Origin of the sequence: Sinorhizobium saheli (assembly GCF_001651875.1) — a bacterium.
In the GTDB taxonomy this organism is placed as follows: domain Bacteria; phylum Pseudomonadota; class Alphaproteobacteria; order Rhizobiales; family Rhizobiaceae; genus Sinorhizobium; species Sinorhizobium saheli.
Genome location: NZ_LNQB01000073.1, coordinates 131,390 through 149,697, shown reverse-complemented (window position 1 = coordinate 149,697; position 18,308 = coordinate 131,390). Strand labels below are relative to the sequence as shown.

Genomic DNA, 18,308 nt, shown 5'->3' with positions numbered 1-18,308 from the left:
GCGCTACTGGAACGAGGTCTCGTAGAAGCTTCTGAGCTTGCGCGAGTGCAGCTTCTCCGGCGGCATTGCCGCGAGCTTCTGCAGCGCCAGGATGCCGATCTTCAGATGCTGGCTCACCTGTGTGCGGTAGAAGGCCGTCGCCATGCCCGGCAGCTTCAGTTCGCCGTGCAGCGGCTTGTCGGAGACGCAGAGCAGCGTTCCATAGGGCACGCGGAAGCGGAAGCCATTGGCGGCGATCGTCGCCGATTCCATGTCGAGCGCAATGGCGCGCGCCTGCGACAGGCGCTTGACCGGGCCGCGCTGGTCGCGCAGTTCCCAGTTGCGGTTGTCGATGGTCGCAACCGTCCCCGTGCGCATGATCCGCTTGAGGTCGTAGCCCTTGTAGCCCGTCACCTCCGCCACCGCATCCTGCAGCGCCACCTGAACCTCAGCCAGTGCGGGCAAGGGGATCCAGACGGGCAGGTCGTCGTCGAGCACGTGGTCTTCGCGCATATAGGCGTGCGCCAGCACGTAGTCGCCGAGCCGCTGGCTGTTGCGAAGCCCGGCGCAATGGCCGAGCATCAGCCATACATGCGGCCGGAGAACGGCAATGTGGTCGGTGATCGTCTTGGCGTTGGACGGGCCGACGCCGATATTGACCATGGTGATGCCGCCGTGCCCCTTCTTCTTCAGGTGATAGGCCGGCATCTGCGGCATGCGGGCGAGCGCATAGTCCGCGTCGGGCTTGTCGGCGCCCGCCGGGGTGACGATGTTGCCGGGTTCGACGAAAGCCGTATAGCCGTTGCCGCCCTCCGCCATCTGCTGGCGCGCCCAGGCGCAGAACTCGTCGACATAGAACTGGTAGTTGGTGAAGAGCACGAAGTTCTGGAAATGTGCGGCACTGGTCGCCGTATAATGGCTGAGGCGGGCGAGCGAGTAGTCGATCCGCTGGGCCGTAAACGGCGCGAGCGGCGTCGGTTCGCCCGGGCCCGGCTCGTAGGAGCCGTTGGCGATCTCGTCGTCGGTGGTCGTGAGATCCGGCGCATCGAACAGGTCGCGCAGCGGAATGTCGATGCTCTCGGCCGCCGATGCCTCCACATGGGCGCCCTCTCCGAACGCGAAATGGAGCGGGATCGGCGTCGAGGATTCCGACACCGTGACGCCGACGCCGTGGTTGCGCATCAGAAGGCCGAGCTGTTCCTTCAGGTAGTGGCGGAAGAGCCGCGGATGCGTAATCGTCGTCGTATAGACGCCGGGGGCGCTGACGTAGCCGAAGGAGAGCCGCGAATCGACATGGCCGAAGCTGCTCGTCTCGATGCCGACCTGCGGATAGCAGGCACGGAAGCGGGTGAGCGGCTTGCCGCTTCTGCCGAGCCCCTCGAAGGCCTCGCGCAGGAAGCGCGTATTGCGCTCGTAAAGTGCCTCGAGGCAATCGACGGCGCTGGCCGGGTCTTCGAAGAACTGCGGCTCGAAAGGTTCAGGAGTGACGGTGGAAAGAACGGAGTTTGAAGAGATTCGTTTGTCCATGTCGCATTATAGGCTGCGACTCCTGACAAGCAAACGACAAGATAGGCGCTTTTCACATCGTCGGTTTTGAGGTCAACGGGGCCCACCGAGGATAATCGCGCTGCCGGCGAGCGCCACCGCCGCACCCGTCATGTCCCAACGATCCGGCCGCACCTCTTCGACGAGCCACAGCCACGCAAGCGATGCGCCGATATAGACGCCGCCATAGGCGGCATAGGCGCGGCCGGCGGCAGCCGTGTCGATCAGCGTCAGGAGCCAGGCGAAGAGCGCCAGCGAGCCCATGCCCGGTGCGAGCCACCATGCTGATTTGCCGAGCTTGAGCCACGCCCAGAAGGCGAAGCATCCGGCGATTTCGGCAAGGGCGGCGAGGAGATAAAAGGCAAGTGCCGTCATGATTGTCCGGTCCTTTCACGCGAAAGGACCGGAATTTCATTCGGTGTGCAAGAGGATGACGAGAAGGACGCGGATCAGCTCATCGCCTGGCGCTGCAGCGTGACGAAGAGTACGAGGCCGGCACCGTGCTTGCCGATGCCGAGGCCGCTGGCCTTGGTGTAGGCGACCGCTCCGATCGGCGCCATCAGCAGGGCCGTGAGGATCAGGAGCCGGAGCGAAAGAATGGCAGAGGAAAGGAGAGCGGCCATTTCCGTGATTCCTTCAATGCATGTCGCCCGTAATGGCGAATCCGCGTCGCGGCCACGACATGCACAAGCGAGAGACCTAAAGCTTGGCCTGGCAATATTGCGCCGTGTGCGCGGTGCAATCGGTCAGCGAGCCGATGTAGGTGTTCTGGCGGCGGCGCTCCGTATCGGCGCCGACCGCGGCGGCGAGCGTCATCGCGAAGACGACCATCAAGAGGCTTATGATGGTGAGGCGGCGGGCGAGAATATCCATGGTTTTGTCCGTTGGCTGGAGCACGTTCAAATCGATTGACCGTCTTTTCGCACAACCAAACTGAATTGTTGCTGAGATGCCCGTTCATCTGCCGTTCATCTTCGCGGAAAGGTGGTGGCCTTGCCGCCGGCCGTCGGCGTTCCTAAGTGACTATTCCCGTAACAGCAGGAGAATGCTGATGACTGCTCCGATCGAGCTTTACTACTGGCCGACGCCGAACGGCTGGAAAATCACCATAATGCTGGAGGAGCTCGGCGTTCCCTATGTCGTGAAATACGTCAACATCGGCCGGGGAGACCAGTTCGCGCCGGACTTCCTGAAGATTTCTCCGAACAACCGCATGCCGGCGATCATCGACCCGGACGGCCCCGGCGGCGAACCGATTTCGGTGTTCGAGTCGGGAGCGATCCTGCAATATCTCGGCCGCAAATACGGGAAATTCTATCCCGCCGACGAGCGCGGCCGCGTCGAGGTCGATCAGTGGCTGTTCTGGCAGGTGGGCGGGCTCGGGCCGATGGCCGGGCAGGCCCACCACTTCCGCCAATATGCGCCGGAAAGGATCGCCTACGGCATCGACCGCTACACCAATGAAGTGAACCGCCTCTACGGCGTGATGAACAAGCGGCTGGGCGATCGACCGTTCCTCGCCGGCGACTATTCGATCGCCGACATGGCCGCGGTCGGCTGGGTGATCCCGCACGAAAATCAGGGACAGGACCTGAACGAATTCCCGAACCTGAAACGCTGGTTCGAGACGATCCTTGCGCGGCCCGCGGTCAAGAGGGCGATCGAGGTGGGCAAGGAGGAGCGGGCCCGCCAGAAGGCCCTTGCCGAGGACGAGGAAGCGAAGAAGATCCTGTTCGGCCAGCGTGCCCGCTGATACGAATAGGCGGGGCGCGGCCTGTTCGTCGCGCCTCGCCCTTGTCGTCGACGAGCGGAACGCGCTCGTAGGCGTTCGCGCCACCGCCTTATCTGTTGTGTGCGACGTCAGGCGATTCCACCTGACTGCAAATTGCCCTATAGCCGCGTCCAGGTCTGCGATTTGCAAAGGATTTTCAGCACGCAGCCCTTCATCTTCAACGCATTGCCGTCGACGGAGCCGGAGCCGCTATAGGTCTTGTCGCTTTCCGGGTCGGTGATCTCGCCGCTATAGCTGCCGCCGCTCCCCGCCAGGTTGCCGATGCGCTTGCCCGCGTGCTTGCCGGTCTTGAGCGTGACGCAGAATGCTCCGCCGCAGGGCGCAATCTCCGCCGTCGCCCCGCTCGCCGTCTTCCAGTTGCCGACGATCGGTTCGGCCGCTTGCGCCGCGGCCGTCGCGGCGAAGGCCAGCGCCGTGGTGAAGAGCAATGTGCGAATCATTCGATATCCTCCGAAAAGAAACGGCCGGCTGCATCTCGGCCCAGGCTTGAACTCCCGGGCTGTCTCCTCTGCGCCCGAGCGCCGCACGTTATATTACGCGTACGTAAAGGTAAATATCTCCGAGACGGGGTCCTGCGGCATGAACCGGGGGGGCTCTCGATCGGAGCTTCGCGGCGCCTGGGAAAGGGCGGCTGTGCTTGTGGTTAGCGCTTGGTTGATATCCGCAACTGAATTTTTCGTAAATCTTGAGGCGAATGCTCGCTGTCTCAGGCGGTTCGATGCTTAACGAAAACCCAAGTTTACCAAGTGTTTGAACTTTGTTTGCGTCCAATTAAGCATGCATTTTAAGCGCCCGTTGAAGGCCGTCCGGCATACTCGAACCCATAAGACGAGCGGAGACAAACAACCCGCCGAACAGCCGGGGGCGATGCCGCAGAAGACGGTGCGCCTCTGGAAAGCCCGCCAAGAGGCAGGACTGAACAGGGATCAAAAAATATCGAGCTGAAGCCAGGCTCGCCCTAAACGGGCGTGCCGGCTCGGCTGGACGAATGAAGAACGACAGGGACAGGACAAATGGCAAGCTTTGACATCGATATCGTTTCGCATGACGCGGTCGCAGGCGACAATCGGGCCGATGCACTTTGCGAGATGGGCCTTGCCTATGCCATGGGCCGCGGACGGCCGGTCGACCTCGTGGCGGCGCACAAGTGGCTGAACATCGCCGCCATCAGGGGTTCGGACCGCGCCGCCGACCTGCGCGCCGACCTCGCCGCGACGATGAGCAAGACCGATCTCGCCGCCGCGCTCCGGGCGGCGCGCGAATGGATGACCATGCACTGATTTCGCCGCGTCGGCCGCGGATGCGCGCATCCCGCCCCAAGCGGGAGTTGCGGGCGGCTGCCGCCGATCTCAGGCGGCAGCGAGACTTTTGAGCACGTCCGGAAGGGCCGCGGCAAGCAGGTCCATTTCGCCTTCAGGACCCGTGCTGATCCGAATGCAGCGATTGAGAGGGGCGACGCCGGGCATGCGGATGAAAATCCCGTGGTCGCTCATCAACCGGTCGACGATGGCCCGCGCGTAAGCCGCATCCCGTCCGCAATCGACGGCGACGAAATTCGTCGCCGACGGAAGCGGGACGAGCCCGTTGGCCCGGGCGATTCCGGCAATGCGCTCGCGCGACGTCGAGATTCGGACCAGGACCTCCTTCAGATAGTCCTGATCCGCCAGGGCGGCGATCGCCGCCGCAACGCCGATGCGGTTCATCCCGAAATGATTGCGGATCTTGTCGAAGGCCTGAGCGGTCCCGGGTGTCGCCAGCGCGTATCCGACGCGCGACCCCGCAAGGCCGTAGGCCTTTGAGAAGGTGCGCGTGCGGATGACGTTGGGCTTGTCGATAAGGCTTTCGATCGACGGCGGCGTCCCCGCTGGCGCCGTTTCGCAATAGGCCTCGTCGAGAATGAGGAGGGTCGTTTCAGGCAAGGCCTCGGCGAATTCGACCACGCGTTCGGCCGGCCACCAGCTTCCCATCGGATTGTCGGGATTGGCGAAATAGACGAGCGGAGCGTTTTCGCGCTTCACCGCGGCGAGCAATCCCTCGAGATCTTCCCGGTCGTCGACATAGGGCGTCGCGACGAGCCGCCCGCCGTGGCCGGCGACATGATAGTTGAAGGTCGGATAACCTCCGAACGAGGTTACGACCGGTGCGCCCGGCTCGATGACGAGGCGTACGATCTGTCCGAGCAGGCCGTCGATTCCTTCTCCGATGGCAATGTTCGCGGCAGAGATGCCGAGATGCGCGGCAAGCGCATGCTTCAGGTCGTGATTCTCCGGATCGGCATATTTCCAGGTCTCGCTGGCCGCCGTTTCGATGGCGACCAGCACCGACCCGGCGGGACCGAAGCCGCTCTCGTTGGCGCCGATGCGCGCGGCGATCCTGCGGCCGCGCTGGCGCTCGATGGCCTCCGGCCCGACGAAGGGAACGGTGGCGGGGAGGGACTGGATGAGCGGCGTGAAGCGTAAGAATGCGGACATCTTTAAAAGGCGACTCCATTCGCAAGGGCGCCGCGGAACTTAACCTATCAGCCGGCGAATCGGAATCGGCCTGCGCAAAGAAAGATGGGCGCAAGAGTGGTCGGTGGGATGGCTGGAATTGTTCCCCGCAGGCGGTAAAGCCGACAGCCGTCGAGCTGCGATTCGCCGCTCAGGTCTCCGGGCTGGACAGAAAGGAAATGGCGGAGAAGAAGGGATTCGAACCCTCGATACCGTTTCCGGTATACTCCCTTAGCAGGGGAGCGCCTTCGACCACTCGGCCACCTCTCCGTTAGCGCCTGACTAGTGTCACCGCGTCCTCAATGCAAGATTTTTTTGTCGGATTTCGGGAAATCGCTCCATTTTCATCTGTTGCGAACGACGCGGCTGAGCTGCCTCTCTCATATAAGAAGCCGTCCCGTGCGGGGCAACTGCGCGGGATGCTCGTTGCAGGCGGTCGAACCGGGACGGGCGCCTTTCGCAAGGCTGAGGCAAGCGGCGTCGCGAAGGCTCTGCATGTCGACCGCGATTCTTCGTCGCGGCCTCCGGTGGAAGATCGAAGGACATTTATTTCCGGAGCCTGGCATGTCGATGATCATGCATCGCGCACAAGCGAGATCCGGCGAGAAGGCCGTGGTCTACCCGCATTATTTCATCGAGCGACCCTGCCGTATTCTCGTCATCGGCCAGCTGTTGAAGGCGAAGACGAGGTATCGTTGCCTTCTGCGCCACATCTCGATCGGCGGCGCCATGCTCGATTTCAATGCCGCAATCCTGCTGCCGAAACACTTCTTCCTGGAGATCGACGGATTGAAGGAGGAGATCGGCTGCGCCGAAGTGCATCGCAGCGGCACCGAACTCGGCGTGCGCTTCAACATGCTCCTGGCGCCGGAATTCCTAAGCCGGCTGATCCGCATGCAATTCGCGAGCGGCCTCTGACGCATGCCGGCCGGAAGTGGAGCGTGCGGATAAATCAGGAGACGCTTTCGGCGCCTTCTCTGCGGCCCGACGCATGCACGCTGTTCACAGGGGGTCTCCGGCCAACGCCCGTCTCCAGGAATCACGGTTCATCCTATCCGGCAGGATGCGCGCGAATCGCGCCCACGCCTCGACGCGCGGCTATCCCGTGCCGCGCCTCTCTGTCGCCGGGCGGCGATTCCTTCTCCGTTGATTCTGTTGAGAATCGCGCAAAACGCATCGACTCCACCCCGCCGGGCCGCCTTGCCGGTCGGGCAGCGCGGGTGCAGAGCCGGCAGCGAAACAACCGGCATTGCCCGGTTCTGCCCCTGTTTTCGGCCATTTTCTGCCTCTTTTCGACACAGAAGGGGGCGCTCGCGCTCGCGCTAACCCCCCGTGGCCAAAGGATTTTCTTAATGCTTTGTTAAGCCTCTCGGGCCGTCTGGGGCGATTTTGTGTCGTTTCAGCAACAGGGATCAGGGAAGGGCAGCGCAAAGGAGTTGATCAGACAAGTTGGCCGTTGCGCACCCCAATCGGTTTTGTATTTTCAACTCCGGAAGCAAGGGCGGTTGATCGTCCGACTTCTTGAACGTTGGGGATGGGGCAGGGAACGCTGTCCTTCAGCAAAGAAACCCAGACCCGTTTGAAACTTTTGACTGGAGGTCAGAAATGAACATCAAGAGCCTTCTTCTCGGCTCCGCTGCTGCTCTCGCAGCAGTCTCCGGCGCGCAGGCAGCTGACGCTATCGTCGCCGCTGAGCCGGAACCCATGGAATACGTTCGCGTCTGCGACGCTTTCGGCACGGGCTACTTCTACATCCCGGGCACGGAAACCTGCCTCAAGATCGGCGGCTTCATCCGCGTTCAGGGTGACTTTGGTCCGGACGCCGTCAACAACAAGATCGGCTGGGGCACCGCTGGCACCTCTGATTGGGATGTCTTCTCCCGCGCTTACATCTCGTTCGACGCCAAGAGCGACACCGAGTACGGCACGCTCACCGGCTTCTTCGCAATGGAAGCAAACGCTGACACCGACGCCGTTGACGCTGGCGACAGCCTGTTCGACGTCGACGAAGCCTACATCCAGCTCGGCGGCTTCAAGGCCGGCTTCTTCTACAGCTGGTGGGATAAGGGCCTGAACGGCGAAACCGACACGCTCGGCAACGTCACCGAGTTCAACTCGGTTGCCTACATCTATGATGGCGGCACCTTCCAGGCTGGTGTGTCTATCGATGAGCTCGAAGGCACCTCCACGAAGCCGAACGGCGTTGGCATTGCCGGCATCGTTTCCGCTACGCTCGGCGGCGTAAGCGTCGACCTGCTCGGCGGCTACGACACCGAATTCGAAGAAGGCGCGATCCGCGGCCTGGTTTCCGCAGACATCGGCCCGGGCACCCTTCAGGCTGCTGCCATCTGGGCATCCGACCCGAACGCCTACTGGGATGACTCCGAGTGGACGGTTGCTGCTTCCTACCGTTGGAACGCTACCGACAAGCTCGCAATCACCCCCGGCGTTCAGTACTGGGGTAACCTGCAGGACTCGCTCACCAGCTTCGGCAACGACGATGCATGGCGCGCTGGTGCAACGGTTGACTACAAGATCACCGAAGGCCTCGCTAGCCGCGTGTCGGTTCAGTACAACGACGCCGACAACTCTGACGATTTCGTCAGCGGCTTCGTCCGTCTGCAGCGTGACTTCTAATCTGACCTGACCTCGGTCAGTAAGGGAAAGCCCGGCTCCACAAAGCCGGGCTTTTTCGTTTTGGCGCCGTTCGCAGCGCCTCGGCGTGAACGCCGGGCGGCGGGCGGCCGGCTTATTGCTGGACAAAAGCGGCGATCGCCTCTCTCGGCCCGTCGAGGTGCAACAGCGGCGCGTGGCCCTGTCCGCGGGCGGTCAACGCGACAAGTTCCGGATGCCGGCGTGCCATCTCTTCCACCGTGGACTGAGACAACAGCCTGGAGTGCTGGCCGCGAATGACCATCATCGGCAAACCGGCGAAGGCATCGAACTGCGGCCAGAGATCGGGAAGCGGGGTATTGCCTTTCAGCGCCTGCAGCGGTGCGGCGATCGCAGGGTCGAAGTCGGCAACCGGCGCCCCGCCCTCGTCGCGGTAGATGGCTCTTGCCATTTCCTGCCAGTCCTGCTCGTTGAGGGCCGGGAAATCGCCTCCATGGACGGCTCGCAGATAACGAGGCGCGGCCGCCCAGCTTTCGGGTCCCTTGGCAGCCTGGAGATAGTCCCTGATCTTGAGCAGGCCCTCGATTTCCACGACCGGCCCGATATCATTGAGGATGACGCCGTCGATCAGGGCAGGGGCGATGCCGATCAGGTGATGGAGGATCAGGCCGCCGCGCGAGGTGCCGATGAAGATCGCCCTGTCGATCTGCAGATGCCCGCAAGCGGCGATGACGTCGGACGCCTCGATCGCGATCGTGTAGCGGGTCTTGTCGTGATCGCGTGCGGAATTGCCACGGCCACGGTAGTCAAGGGCGATGACGGAACGGCTGCCGCCCGCCGGCGAGGCGAGAAAGCAGGCGATGGCGTGGAAATCGCGGGAGTTGCGTGTGAGGCCGGGCAGGCAGACGATCGGCTTGGCGCACCCGCGTGCTTCCGGCCCATAGGACCTTGCATAGAGTTCCAAGCCGTCCGCCGCTCGAAAACGGTGTTCCCGAAACTCTCCACGATCCACGAACGGCTCCCTGCATCCAAAATCGGCACTACGCTCGCGTTCGATAAGACGCGAGCGTAGGTGGATCGTAGCTTTTGAATCTCGAACCGCAAGGCCGAGTCAGCCCCCGAGGAAGAAGCGGACGGCTCCGGCTGCTGCCTGCCAGGGGGGGCGGCTCCAGGCCTTTACGTCCGGAAGGCATTCAAGCCAGGACGAGCTGGTTCAGGTTCCTCGGCTCACCCGTAGGGCGAATTGCACTGGCGCCGCGGTCCATAGTACGGCTGAAAGGTATTGTCCCAGGCTCGATAGGATCTGTAGCGCGCGTAGCACCAGCGGGTATGGGCATTGCCCCCGCCGTAATATGTCGGGCCGTAATAGCGCGGTTGGGCAAGCAGGCCGCCGACGATTGCGCCGGCCGCAAGACCGCCGAAGAGAGCGCCGAGATCGTTATCGTCGTCGTGATAGTGGCGTCGGTGATAGCGGCGATAGTTCGAATAGCCGCCGCGATGACCGCGCGGAACCCACATCCGCTGGCAGCCGCCGGGGAAGCTGCATCTGCCGCTCTTGCGGGCTTCGCCACGCTCGTAGGTGAACTGCGCCTGTTGAATGTCCGCGGCCTGCGCCTTGATCGCTGGTACGACTGGGAACGCTTCCGCGGGAGGAACGCTGCTGATCGCCGTCGCCAGCGACAGAGCCACAATTGCCAAGGTCTTCATCGGCCTCACCATTTCCCTCGGAAAAAGGGATTCCTTTCCACGGGAAAATGGCTGAAAAGCTGTTTTGTGCCATGGCTTAGCGCCGAATCACGAAGATTTGACCACCTATGCGTGGCCGACAGGAGCCTAACGCGACTGCCGCCCAATGCGCAAATCCGAGACGATGTCCGTCTCCTGCCCGAGGCGGGATTTGTAGACCTGGTAGTTCTCCATGACCCGCTGGACGTAGTTGCGGGTCTCCTCGAAAGGAATGCGCTCGATCCAGTCGACGACCTCGTCGATCGGCTTGCCGCGCGGGTCGCCGTAACGGGCGAGCCATTCCGGGACGCGACGCGGGCCGGCATTGTAGGCGATGAAGGTCAGGATGTAGGAGCCGCCGAAGCTGTCGATCTGTTCGCCGAGATAATGCGCCCCGAGCGTCGCATTGTAGCCGGCGTCCGTCGTCAGGCGGTCGCTGGAATAGGCGAGGCCGTAGCGGCCGGCGACGCCCTTGGCCGTGCCCGGCAGAAGCTGCAAGAGGCCGCGGGCGTTCGCCGCCGAGACCGCCGCCGGATTGAAGGCGCTCTCCTGCCGGGCGATTGCATAGGCGAGCGCCTTGCCGGCGCCGCTGATATCGGCGCTCGCCGGAATGACGCCGATCGGGAAAGCCAGCGCAGCCACGTCGATCCCGCGACCGAAGGCGATCTTGCCGACCTGCAGGGAAAGCTGGTGATTGCCCGTGTTCTCCGCCCGCGCCGCCAGGATCGCGAGCTCTCCGGGACTGGTCAGCTCCTCGGCAAGCGCGCGATAGAGGCTGTCCGCGCGCCAGCCGTGCCCGGCGGCTTCGAGCTGGCCGATCGCCTTGACGGCCCCGCGCCCTTCGAAGCGGATGCGATCTTCCTCCGTGGGCGAGGGATAGCGGACATCGAGCGACGAGCGGCCGAGACGCGTGGCGGCGAGCTGCCCGTAGAATGTGCCGGGGTAGCGCGCCGCCTTGTCGAAGAAGGCGCCCGCATCTCCGGGTCCGCCGGCCTCGGCGGCGCGTCCCAGCCAATACCAGGCGCGCGCGGCTGAGATCGGCCGGTTCGAAGCCTCGAGGATTTTGCGGAAATGGCGCGCGGCCGTTGCCGGCTCCTCAAGCCCGCGAAGGGCATACCATCCCGCGTGGAACTCCGCGTCGACGACGTCTGCCGCCCGGGTCGCCGCATGGTTGGCGGCGATCCGGTAGGCGCCGCGGAAGTCACCCTTGTCGATGAGGCCGCGGCTGACGATGCGCTGTTCCGTCCACCATGCTCCGGGATTGACGAGGGCGTCGCCGTCCTTCGGCATCCGGGCGAGAAGCGCCGCGGCTTCCTCGTATTTCTCCTGCTTTCGCAGAAGCATGACGCGAATGAAGAGATAGGCGGGATCGTCGTGCCAGGAGCGATCGACGGCTGCCACCGCCGCCGCGGCATTGTCGCCGCCGCGGATGACTGCCGCCCAGGCACGCAAGAGCGATTGCGCCTTGCCGAGATCGCCGAATCGTCCGGCCTGCTCGATGCGGCCGCGATAAAGCAGCGTCTCCATCCGTCGCCTGTGGTCGTCCGCGGTCAGCAGAGCGGGGAACTCCGCGAGAATTTTCGTTTCCGTGCCCTTGTCGAGCAGCTCTTTCTGCCAGAGGGCGCGCAGCCGTTCGGCGGCCGCCGCGGTCTTGCCCTCGGCCACCAGCGCGCGCGCAAGGATGATCGCCCCCTCCGCCGTCTCCGGACGGGTCGTGCCGAAGGCGGCGATGACGTCCGCGGCGCGCGGATCCTCCCTGTAGAGTGCCCGTTCCGAATGGGCCCGCAACGTCTTGAGGCCCGGCCAGCCTTTGAGCTCGCGCTGCGCTTCGGCGATCTCGAAGGACGGAATATCCTTCTGTCCCGAGACGGCGATCGCCCAGGTGAGGATGTGCCGGTCGAGCGTCCCGGCCGGCATCTGGTCGCGGACAGCGAGTGCCGCTGCCGGCTGCCGGTTGGACAAGGCATCGAGGCCGGCCTTCAGGTCCTGAGCGATTTGGGCGGCAGCGGCCGGTATCGCTCCGGTCGCCTCACCGGTTGCGGCCTGTTCTGATTTGTTCGAGGGGCCTGATTTGCCCGAGGGGCCGGGCTTGCTCGTCGGCACCGGTATCCGGCTCTCGGCCGCGCCGGCCGAAGCGGCCAGCATCGCTGCCCCGATCATGGCGGCGACAGGCAGAAACAGAATTCCGCGCATCAAGAGCCCCGTGGTTCCCCGTCTCACACTACAGCGCCGCGCGTCTTATCAGACGCTCAAAGGACGCTGTAACACTTTGCATCGACGCATCGTGCTCTCCGAAGATCGATTCCGATTTTCGGGCCGATGCTGGATTTGCGGCCATATCGGCTAACGAAACGTTAGCGGATTGGCCGGCCGTCGCAAATGGCAGCGCGCTCTTCGCGATCCTCGGTCCTCCCGCATCCGGCGCCGGTGCGCGGTTCGTCTCGATCGCGTCATGGGTTGGGAGCCGGGACGAAATGCATCGTCGCGACGCTTGCCGCAGCCACTTCACATGATTATGGTGCGGCAGTTTTTTAACCGTCGATTGCGGCCAAAGCGTGGGTGTATTCGCCCGTTCGGCCGGCAGGAGTTGTGCATGTTCAAGGGTTCCATTCCCGCACTCGTAACGCCGTTCACGACCACAGGCTCGGTCGATGCGGATGGTTTCGTCGCGCATGTGGAGTGGCAGATAAAAGAGGGCAGCCACGGCCTCGTGCCGGTGGGCACCACGGGCGAATCACCGACGTTGTCCCATGACGAGCACAAGAAGGTCGTGGAGCTGTGCGTCGAGGCGGCCGCGCGACGGGTGCCGGTCATCGCCGGCGCCGGCTCCAACAACACGATCGAAGCGGTCGAGCTTGCGCAGCATGCGGAAAGGGCCGGCGCGGATGCCGTCCTCGTCGTGACGCCCTATTACAACAAGCCGACGCAGAAGGGCCTCTTCGCCCACTATGCCGCGATCGCCGAAAGCGTGAAGCTGCCGATCGTGATCTACAACATTCCCGGCCGCTCGGTCGTCGACATGAGCGTCGAGACCATGGCGGCGCTGGCGAAGGCCTATCCGACGATCGTCGGGGTCAAGGATGCGACCGGCAAGATCGAGCGCGTTTCCGAACAACGCATGGCCTGCGGCAAGGATTTCGTGCAGCTTTCGGGCGAGGATGCAACGGCGCTCGGCTTCAATGCGCATGGCGGCGTCGGCTGCATTTCCGTCACCGCCAATGTCGCGCCGCGGCTCTGCGCCGAATTCCAGGAGGCGACCCTTAGAGGCGATTTCGCCAAGGCGCTGGAGTATCAGGACAAGTTGATGCCGCTTCACAAGGCGATCTTCATGGAGCCGGGCCTCTGCGGCGCGAAATACGCGCTCCACCGCCTTGGAAGGATGGGCCGCACCGTCCGCTCGCCCCTGCTGCCGACGCTCGAGCCCCAGACGGAAGCGGCGATCGACGCAGCGCTCCGGCATGCGGGATTGATGAACTGATGGCTCCGAAAGGCAGCGAACGCACGGTCAAACGCGTCGTGGCGGAAAACCGCAAGGCCCGCTTCAACTACGAGATCGTCGACACCTACGAGGCTGGTCTCGTGCTGACCGGCACGGAGGTGAAGTCGCTGCGCGAGGGGAAGGCCAATATCTCGGAATCCTACGCCACCGACGAGGGCGGCGAGATCTGGCTGATCAATTCCTACCTGCCCGAATACCTGCAGGCCAACCGCTTCAATCACGAGACCCGGCGCCGCCGCAAATTGCTCTTGTCGAAGCGCGAGGTGAACCGCCTGCAGGGCGCGGTCAACCGCGAAGGCATGTCGCTGATCCCGCTCCGGATCTATTTCAACGAGCGGGGCCGGGCGAAGCTGGAACTGGCGCTCGGCAAGGGCAAGAAGCTGCACGACAAGCGCGAGACCTCGAAGGAGCGCGACTGGAACCGGCAGAAGAACCGTCTGCTGAAGGAACGCGGCTGAGGCCTAGTGATTTTGCAGTCAGGTGGAATCACCTGACGTCGTACAAATGCGGCAAAAAGCAAGCAGATAGGGCGGTGGCGCGAACGCATGTGAGCGCATTCCGGCTCTAAGTGCATGTCGCCCAGGAATATGCGGCGGTTTGGGGCCGCGACACGACATGGATAAAAACACCTGAAGCGCGTCGCATGAATACATTCATTCAGAGGCGCTTTACTGTGCGTTGGAGGGCGCTTCTGCCCTCATCCGGCCTGCCGGCCACCTTCTCCCCGCAAGCGGGGCGAAGGAGACTCGCGGCGCACTCCCAGTCACCTCTCACCGCCTGCGGGGAGAGGGTTAGGGGCAGACAACTCGTCGCAGCCTTTATGTAGATTACCGAACCTAAAGCTCGACGTCGTCGGCAACGGGTTCGACCGGGCGCTGCACGCGTTCGGAGGGGTCGCGGCCGATCTCGCCTCTGAGCGTTGCGAGGTCGATGAAGTGGTCGGCCTGGCGGCGCAGGTCGTCGGCGATCATCGGTGGCTGCGTCGACATCGTCGAGACGACGGATACCTTGCGGCCCTTGCGCTGCAGGGCCTCGACGAGCGTCGTGAAATCGCCGTCGCCGGAGAAGATCACCAGATGGTCGACGGTCTCGGATTGCTCCATGGCGTCGATCGCCAGTTCGATGTCCATGTTGCCCTTGATCTTCCGTCGTCCGAGCGAGTCGGTGAATTCCTTCGCCGGCTTGGTGACGACCTTGTAGCCGTTATAGTCCAGCCAATCGATCAGCGGGCGGATCGAGGAATATTCCTGGTCTTCGATCAATGCCGTGTAGTAGTAGGCCCTAAGCAGATAGCCGCGTTTCTGGAAAGCCTTGAGCAGCTTGCGGTAGTCGATGTCGAAACCCAGGCTCTTCGATGCGGCGTACAGATTGGCGCCATCGATGAAAAGAGCTAATTTCTCGCGCGGATCGAACATCGTCACTTCCTTTTCCATGCCCTGCACATTGACCCGCACCGACCCACGGAGGCTGCGCAGCAAATAGCCGGAGTACATTAACAGTTGCTTATATTGCAAATAATGTAGGTCATGCCACGCATTATGCCAACCGGCGCGTGACGACTATAGCTAGTTTTAGCAGTCGCTGCAGTTCGTCCACACTTCAATTTGCGATTGCCGCTGCTGTTTGTACTAGGATATCACGAAATACAATCAGTGTCTGTGACGTCCCACGGCAACCCGCAGGTGTCGTATTTTAACATGTGGCGAGCGATGGTGTGAGCGTCGGTGCAGGAAAAACTTGAACTTATGTTGTTTTGATTGTATCCGAGCGACTAATTCCAGAAATCGGAGCTGATGGGGCCGCGCCAGCGGCCGATCCGGTTTCGCGTCGTTAATCATGCGCGGCACGCCGCCGCGCCTCCTAAGTCGTAAAGGACAGGCCATGGCCCGCGTCACCGTCGAAGATTGCATTGACAAGGTCGAGAACCGCTTCGAACTCGTCCTGCTTGCCAGCCATCGCGCACGCCTGATTTCGCAAGGTGCGCCGATCACCGTCGATCGCGACAACGACAAGAATCCGGTCGTTGCGTTGCGCGAGATCGCCGACGAAACGCTTTCTCCCGGCGATCTGAAGGAGGATCTGATCCACTCGCTGCAGAAGCATGTGGAAGTGGACGAGCCGGAACCCGATGCGGCCTCGCTCGCCCCGACCGAAGCGGCTGCGGCCTTCACCGAAACCGCCGAGGACGAGGACCAGCCGGAAGCGCTCACCTTCGACCGCATGTCCGAGGAAGAGCTGCTTGCCGGTATCGAAGGCCTCGTCCCCCCGGAAAAGAGCGACGACTACTGAGATCCGTCCGGAACGCCCGTTCCAACGTGTTTCGCAGCAGTGCGCCACTCGTATGATTGGCGCACTTTTTTATGTTTATGTGCCTGATTCCACTGGAGCCGCCAGCGTATGATGCGCCAATACGAGCTCGTTGAGCGCGTGCAGAAATACAAGCCCGACGTCAATGAGGCCCTGCTGAACAAGGCCTATGTCTACGCGATGCAGAAGCATGGCCAGCAGAAGCGGGCAAGCGGCGATCCCTACATTTCCCATCCGCTCGAAGTGGCGGCGATCCTGACCGAGATGCGCCTCGACGAATCGACGATCGCGGTCGCGCTGCTGCACGATACGATCGAGGACACGACCGCCACGCGCCAGGAGATCGACGATCTCTTCGGCGAGGATATCGGTGCGCTGGTCGAGGGCCTCACCAAGATCAAGAAGCTCGACCTCGTCACCAAGAAGGCCAAGCAGGCGGAAAATCTCCGCAAGCTGCTGCTCGCCATTTCCGACGACGTGCGCGTGCTGCTCGTCAAGCTCGCCGACCGCCTGCACAACATGCGCACGCTCGATCACATGTCGGCAGACAAGCGCGCCCGCATCTCCGAGGAGACAATGGACATCTATGCGCCGCTGGCCGGGCGCATGGGCATGCAGGACATGCGCGAGGAGCTCGAGAACCTCGCCTTCCGCCACATCAATCCGGAGGCTTTCGAAACCGTAACCCGGCGACTGCAGGAACTTTCCGAGCGCAACGAGGGCCTGATCAGGAAGATCGAGGAGGAACTGAGCGAGCTGCTCCAGGGCGAGGGGCTGAAGGACGCGCAGGTCAAGGGGCGGCAGAAGAAGCCCTATTCGGTCTTCCGCAAGATGCAGTCGAAGTCGCTTTCCTTCGAGCAACTGTCGGACGTCTGGGGCTTCCGCATCATCGTCTGCGACATTCCCTCCTGCTACCGGGCGCTCGGCATCGTCCACACCCGCTGGCGCGTCGTGCCGGGGCGCTTCAAGGATTATATCTCGACGCCGAAGCAGAACGATTACCAGTCGATCCACACGACGATCATCGGCCCGTCGCGCCAGCGCATCGAACTGCAGATCCGAACGAAACGCATGCACGAAATCGCCGAATACGGCATCGCCGCGCACGCGCTCTACAAGGATCGGGACACCGTATCCGGCGACGCGACGCGCTCGCCGACGTCGAATGCCTATTCATGGCTGCGCCGCACGATCGAGTCGCTCGCCGAAGGCGACAATCCGGAGGAGTTCCTCGAGCACACCAAGCTCGAGCTCTTCCAGGACCAGGTCTTCTGTTTCACCCCAAAGGGCCAATTGATCGCGCTGCCGCGCGGCGCGACGCCGATCGACTTCGCCTATGCCGTCCACACCAATATCGGCGACACCTGCGTCGGCGCCAAGATCAACGGCCGCATCATGCCGCTGGTGACGCGGCTCAACAACGGCGACGAGGTGGAGATCATCCGTTCGGGCATCCAGGTGCCGCCGCCGGCATGGGAGGAGATCGTCGTCACCGGCAAGGCGCGCGCGGCCATTCGCCGGGCAACCCGCGCCGCCGTCCGCAAGCAATATGCCGGCCTCGGCTACCGCATCCTGGAGCGAACCTTCGAGCGGGCCGGCAAGATCTTCTCGCGCGACGCGCTGAAGCCGGTGCTGCACCGGCTCGGGCAGAAGGAAGTCGAGGACGCGATCGCGGCCGTTGGCCGCGGCGAACTCTCTTCGCTCGACGTGCTGCGCGCCGTCTTCCCCGACCACCAGGACGAACGGGTGACGGTCAAGCCCAGCGCCGACGACGGCTGGTTCAACATGCGCAGCGCCGCCGGCATGGTGTTCAAGCTGCCGGAGCGTTCCAAGGAGGCGGTCGCGGCAGGCCAGGTAGAGGGGCCGGAAGCATTGCCGATCCGCGGGCTTTCCGGCAATGCGGAGGTCCACTTCAGCCCCGCCGGCGCCGTTCCGGGCGACCGGATCGTCGGCATCATGGACAAGGACAAGGGCATCACCATCTATCCGATCCAGTCGCCGATCCTGCAGAAGTTCGATGACGAACCCGAACGCTGGATCGACGTGCGCTGGGATCTGGACGAGGCGAACAGCAGCCGCTTCATGGCACGGATCGCGGTCAGTGCGCTCAACGAGCCCGGCACGCTGGCCGAAATCGCCCAGGCGATCGCCACCACCGACGTCAACATCCGCTCGCTTTCCATGGGGCGGGTCGCCGCCGATTTCACCGAGATGCAATTCGATCTGGAAGTCTGGGATCTGCGTCAGCTCAATCATCTGATGGCGCAGCTCAAGGATCTGCCGAGCATTTCGCTGGTCAAGCGCCTGTTCGAATAGGCGCCAACGGCGGGCCGCGGTGCCGGGCGATCCGGGCGTCATG

General features: G+C 63.1%; 18 protein-coding genes and 1 tRNA gene. 8 read left to right on the top strand and 11 right to left on the bottom strand.

All coding sequences use genetic code 11. From position 1 onward, the window contains the following. Positions 1 to 3 precede the first annotated feature (3 nt). The 4 genes from ATB98_RS14155 to ATB98_RS14145 form a co-directional block, all read right to left on the bottom strand. Positions 4 to 1,506 carry an AMP nucleosidase gene (locus ATB98_RS14155; protein WP_066874654.1) on the bottom strand — a complete coding sequence of 501 codons (1,503 nt, stop codon included), beginning with the start codon at positions 1,504 to 1,506 and terminating at the stop codon, positions 4 to 6. Between the two features lie 72 nt (positions 1,507 to 1,578). After that, positions 1,579 to 1,899, bottom strand: coding sequence for a YnfA family protein (locus tag ATB98_RS14150; protein ID WP_066874652.1), 321 nt, complete (start codon positions 1,897 to 1,899; stop codon positions 1,579 to 1,581). A 74-nt stretch (positions 1,900 to 1,973) separates the two neighbouring features. After that, positions 1,974 to 2,147, bottom strand: a complete 174-nt coding sequence (locus ATB98_RS28950; protein WP_153435780.1) for a hypothetical protein — start codon at positions 2,145 to 2,147, stop codon at positions 1,974 to 1,976. Positions 2,148 to 2,223: 76 nt separating this feature from the next. Beyond that, on the bottom strand, positions 2,224 to 2,397 hold the full coding sequence (locus ATB98_RS14145; RefSeq protein WP_003527318.1) for a hypothetical protein: 174 nt from the start codon (positions 2,395 to 2,397) through the stop codon (positions 2,224 to 2,226). Positions 2,398 to 2,575: 178 nt separating this feature from the next. Here ATB98_RS14145 and ATB98_RS14140 point away from each other — a divergent pair, with 178 nt between their 5' ends. After that, complete coding sequence (locus tag ATB98_RS14140) at positions 2,576 to 3,277, top strand: glutathione S-transferase family protein (RefSeq protein ID WP_066875570.1); 702 nt, start codon at positions 2,576 to 2,578, stop codon at positions 3,275 to 3,277. Positions 3,278 to 3,414: 137 nt separating this feature from the next. Here ATB98_RS14140 and ATB98_RS14135 read toward each other — a convergent pair whose 3' ends face one another. Then, the gene (locus ATB98_RS14135; protein WP_066874649.1) at positions 3,415 to 3,756 is read right to left on the bottom strand and encodes a DUF2147 domain-containing protein; all 342 of its coding nucleotides are present in this window, start codon (positions 3,754 to 3,756) and stop codon (positions 3,415 to 3,417) included. A 573-nt stretch (positions 3,757 to 4,329) separates the two neighbouring features. Between ATB98_RS14135 and ATB98_RS14130 the strand changes: the two genes are divergently transcribed. Continuing rightward, positions 4,330 to 4,596, top strand: coding sequence for an SEL1-like repeat protein (locus ATB98_RS14130; protein WP_066874647.1), 267 nt, complete (start codon positions 4,330 to 4,332; stop codon positions 4,594 to 4,596). 69 nt (positions 4,597 to 4,665) lie between these two features. Here the strand turns inward: ATB98_RS14130 and ATB98_RS14125 are convergent, their stop codons facing one another. Both ATB98_RS14125 and ATB98_RS14120 read right to left on the bottom strand, forming a co-directional pair. Next, positions 4,666 to 5,787, bottom strand: coding sequence for a pyridoxal phosphate-dependent aminotransferase (locus tag ATB98_RS14125; RefSeq protein WP_066874645.1), 1,122 nt, complete (start codon positions 5,785 to 5,787; stop codon positions 4,666 to 4,668). Between the two features lie 198 nt (positions 5,788 to 5,985). Then, positions 5,986 to 6,075: transfer RNA gene (locus ATB98_RS14120), tRNA-Ser, on the bottom strand. Between the two features lie 294 nt (positions 6,076 to 6,369). Between ATB98_RS14120 and ATB98_RS14115 the strand changes: the two genes are divergently transcribed. Together ATB98_RS14115 and ATB98_RS14110 are read left to right on the top strand one after the other, a co-directional pair. Beyond that, complete coding sequence (locus ATB98_RS14115; RefSeq protein ID WP_084435497.1) at positions 6,370 to 6,723, top strand: PilZ domain-containing protein; 354 nt, start codon at positions 6,370 to 6,372, stop codon at positions 6,721 to 6,723. 687 nt (positions 6,724 to 7,410) lie between these two features. Then, positions 7,411 to 8,442 (top strand): porin, encoded by a 1,032-nt coding sequence (locus tag ATB98_RS14110; protein WP_066874643.1) that lies wholly within the window; start codon positions 7,411 to 7,413, stop codon positions 8,440 to 8,442. Positions 8,443 to 8,554: 112 nt separating this feature from the next. Here the strand turns inward: ATB98_RS14110 and ATB98_RS14105 are convergent, their stop codons facing one another. The 3 genes from ATB98_RS14105 to ATB98_RS14095 all read right to left on the bottom strand — a co-directional run bounded on the left by ATB98_RS14105 (position 8,555) and on the right by ATB98_RS14095 (position 12,336). Then, on the bottom strand, positions 8,555 to 9,382 hold the full coding sequence (locus tag ATB98_RS14105; RefSeq protein WP_153435781.1) for an alpha/beta fold hydrolase: 828 nt from the start codon (positions 9,380 to 9,382) through the stop codon (positions 8,555 to 8,557). Between the two features lie 263 nt (positions 9,383 to 9,645). Next, positions 9,646 to 10,125 (bottom strand): BA14K family protein, encoded by a 480-nt coding sequence (locus ATB98_RS14100; protein WP_066875568.1) that lies wholly within the window; start codon positions 10,123 to 10,125, stop codon positions 9,646 to 9,648. Positions 10,126 to 10,251: 126 nt separating this feature from the next. Beyond that, positions 10,252 to 12,336, bottom strand: a complete 2,085-nt coding sequence (locus ATB98_RS14095) for a lytic transglycosylase domain-containing protein (protein WP_066874638.1) — start codon at positions 12,334 to 12,336, stop codon at positions 10,252 to 10,254. Between the two features lie 400 nt (positions 12,337 to 12,736). Here ATB98_RS14095 and dapA point away from each other — a divergent pair, with 400 nt between their 5' ends. Beyond that, on the top strand, positions 12,737 to 13,621 hold the full coding sequence (gene dapA, locus ATB98_RS14090) for a 4-hydroxy-tetrahydrodipicolinate synthase (protein WP_066874636.1): 885 nt from the start codon (positions 12,737 to 12,739) through the stop codon (positions 13,619 to 13,621). Next, a complete protein-coding gene (gene smpB / locus ATB98_RS14085; RefSeq protein ID WP_066874634.1) occupies positions 13,621 to 14,100 on the top strand; it encodes an SsrA-binding protein SmpB in 480 nt (159 codons plus the stop codon). Before dapA ends, smpB begins: the two co-directional genes overlap by 1 nt. A gap of 378 nt (positions 14,101 to 14,478) precedes the next feature. On the opposite strand, the gene ATB98_RS14080 is transcribed toward smpB, so the two are convergent. Continuing rightward, complete coding sequence (locus ATB98_RS14080; protein WP_066875567.1) at positions 14,479 to 15,057, bottom strand: LabA-like NYN domain-containing protein; 579 nt, start codon at positions 15,055 to 15,057, stop codon at positions 14,479 to 14,481. Positions 15,058 to 15,523: 466 nt separating this feature from the next. Between ATB98_RS14080 and rpoZ the strand changes: the two genes are divergently transcribed. Beyond that, positions 15,524 to 15,931 (top strand): DNA-directed RNA polymerase subunit omega, encoded by a 408-nt coding sequence (rpoZ, locus tag ATB98_RS14075; protein WP_066874633.1) that lies wholly within the window; start codon positions 15,524 to 15,526, stop codon positions 15,929 to 15,931. Between the two features lie 108 nt (positions 15,932 to 16,039). Continuing rightward, positions 16,040 to 18,265 (top strand): RelA/SpoT family protein, encoded by a 2,226-nt coding sequence (locus tag ATB98_RS14070; RefSeq protein WP_066874631.1) that lies wholly within the window; start codon positions 16,040 to 16,042, stop codon positions 18,263 to 18,265. Positions 18,266 to 18,308: the final 43 nt, after the last annotated feature.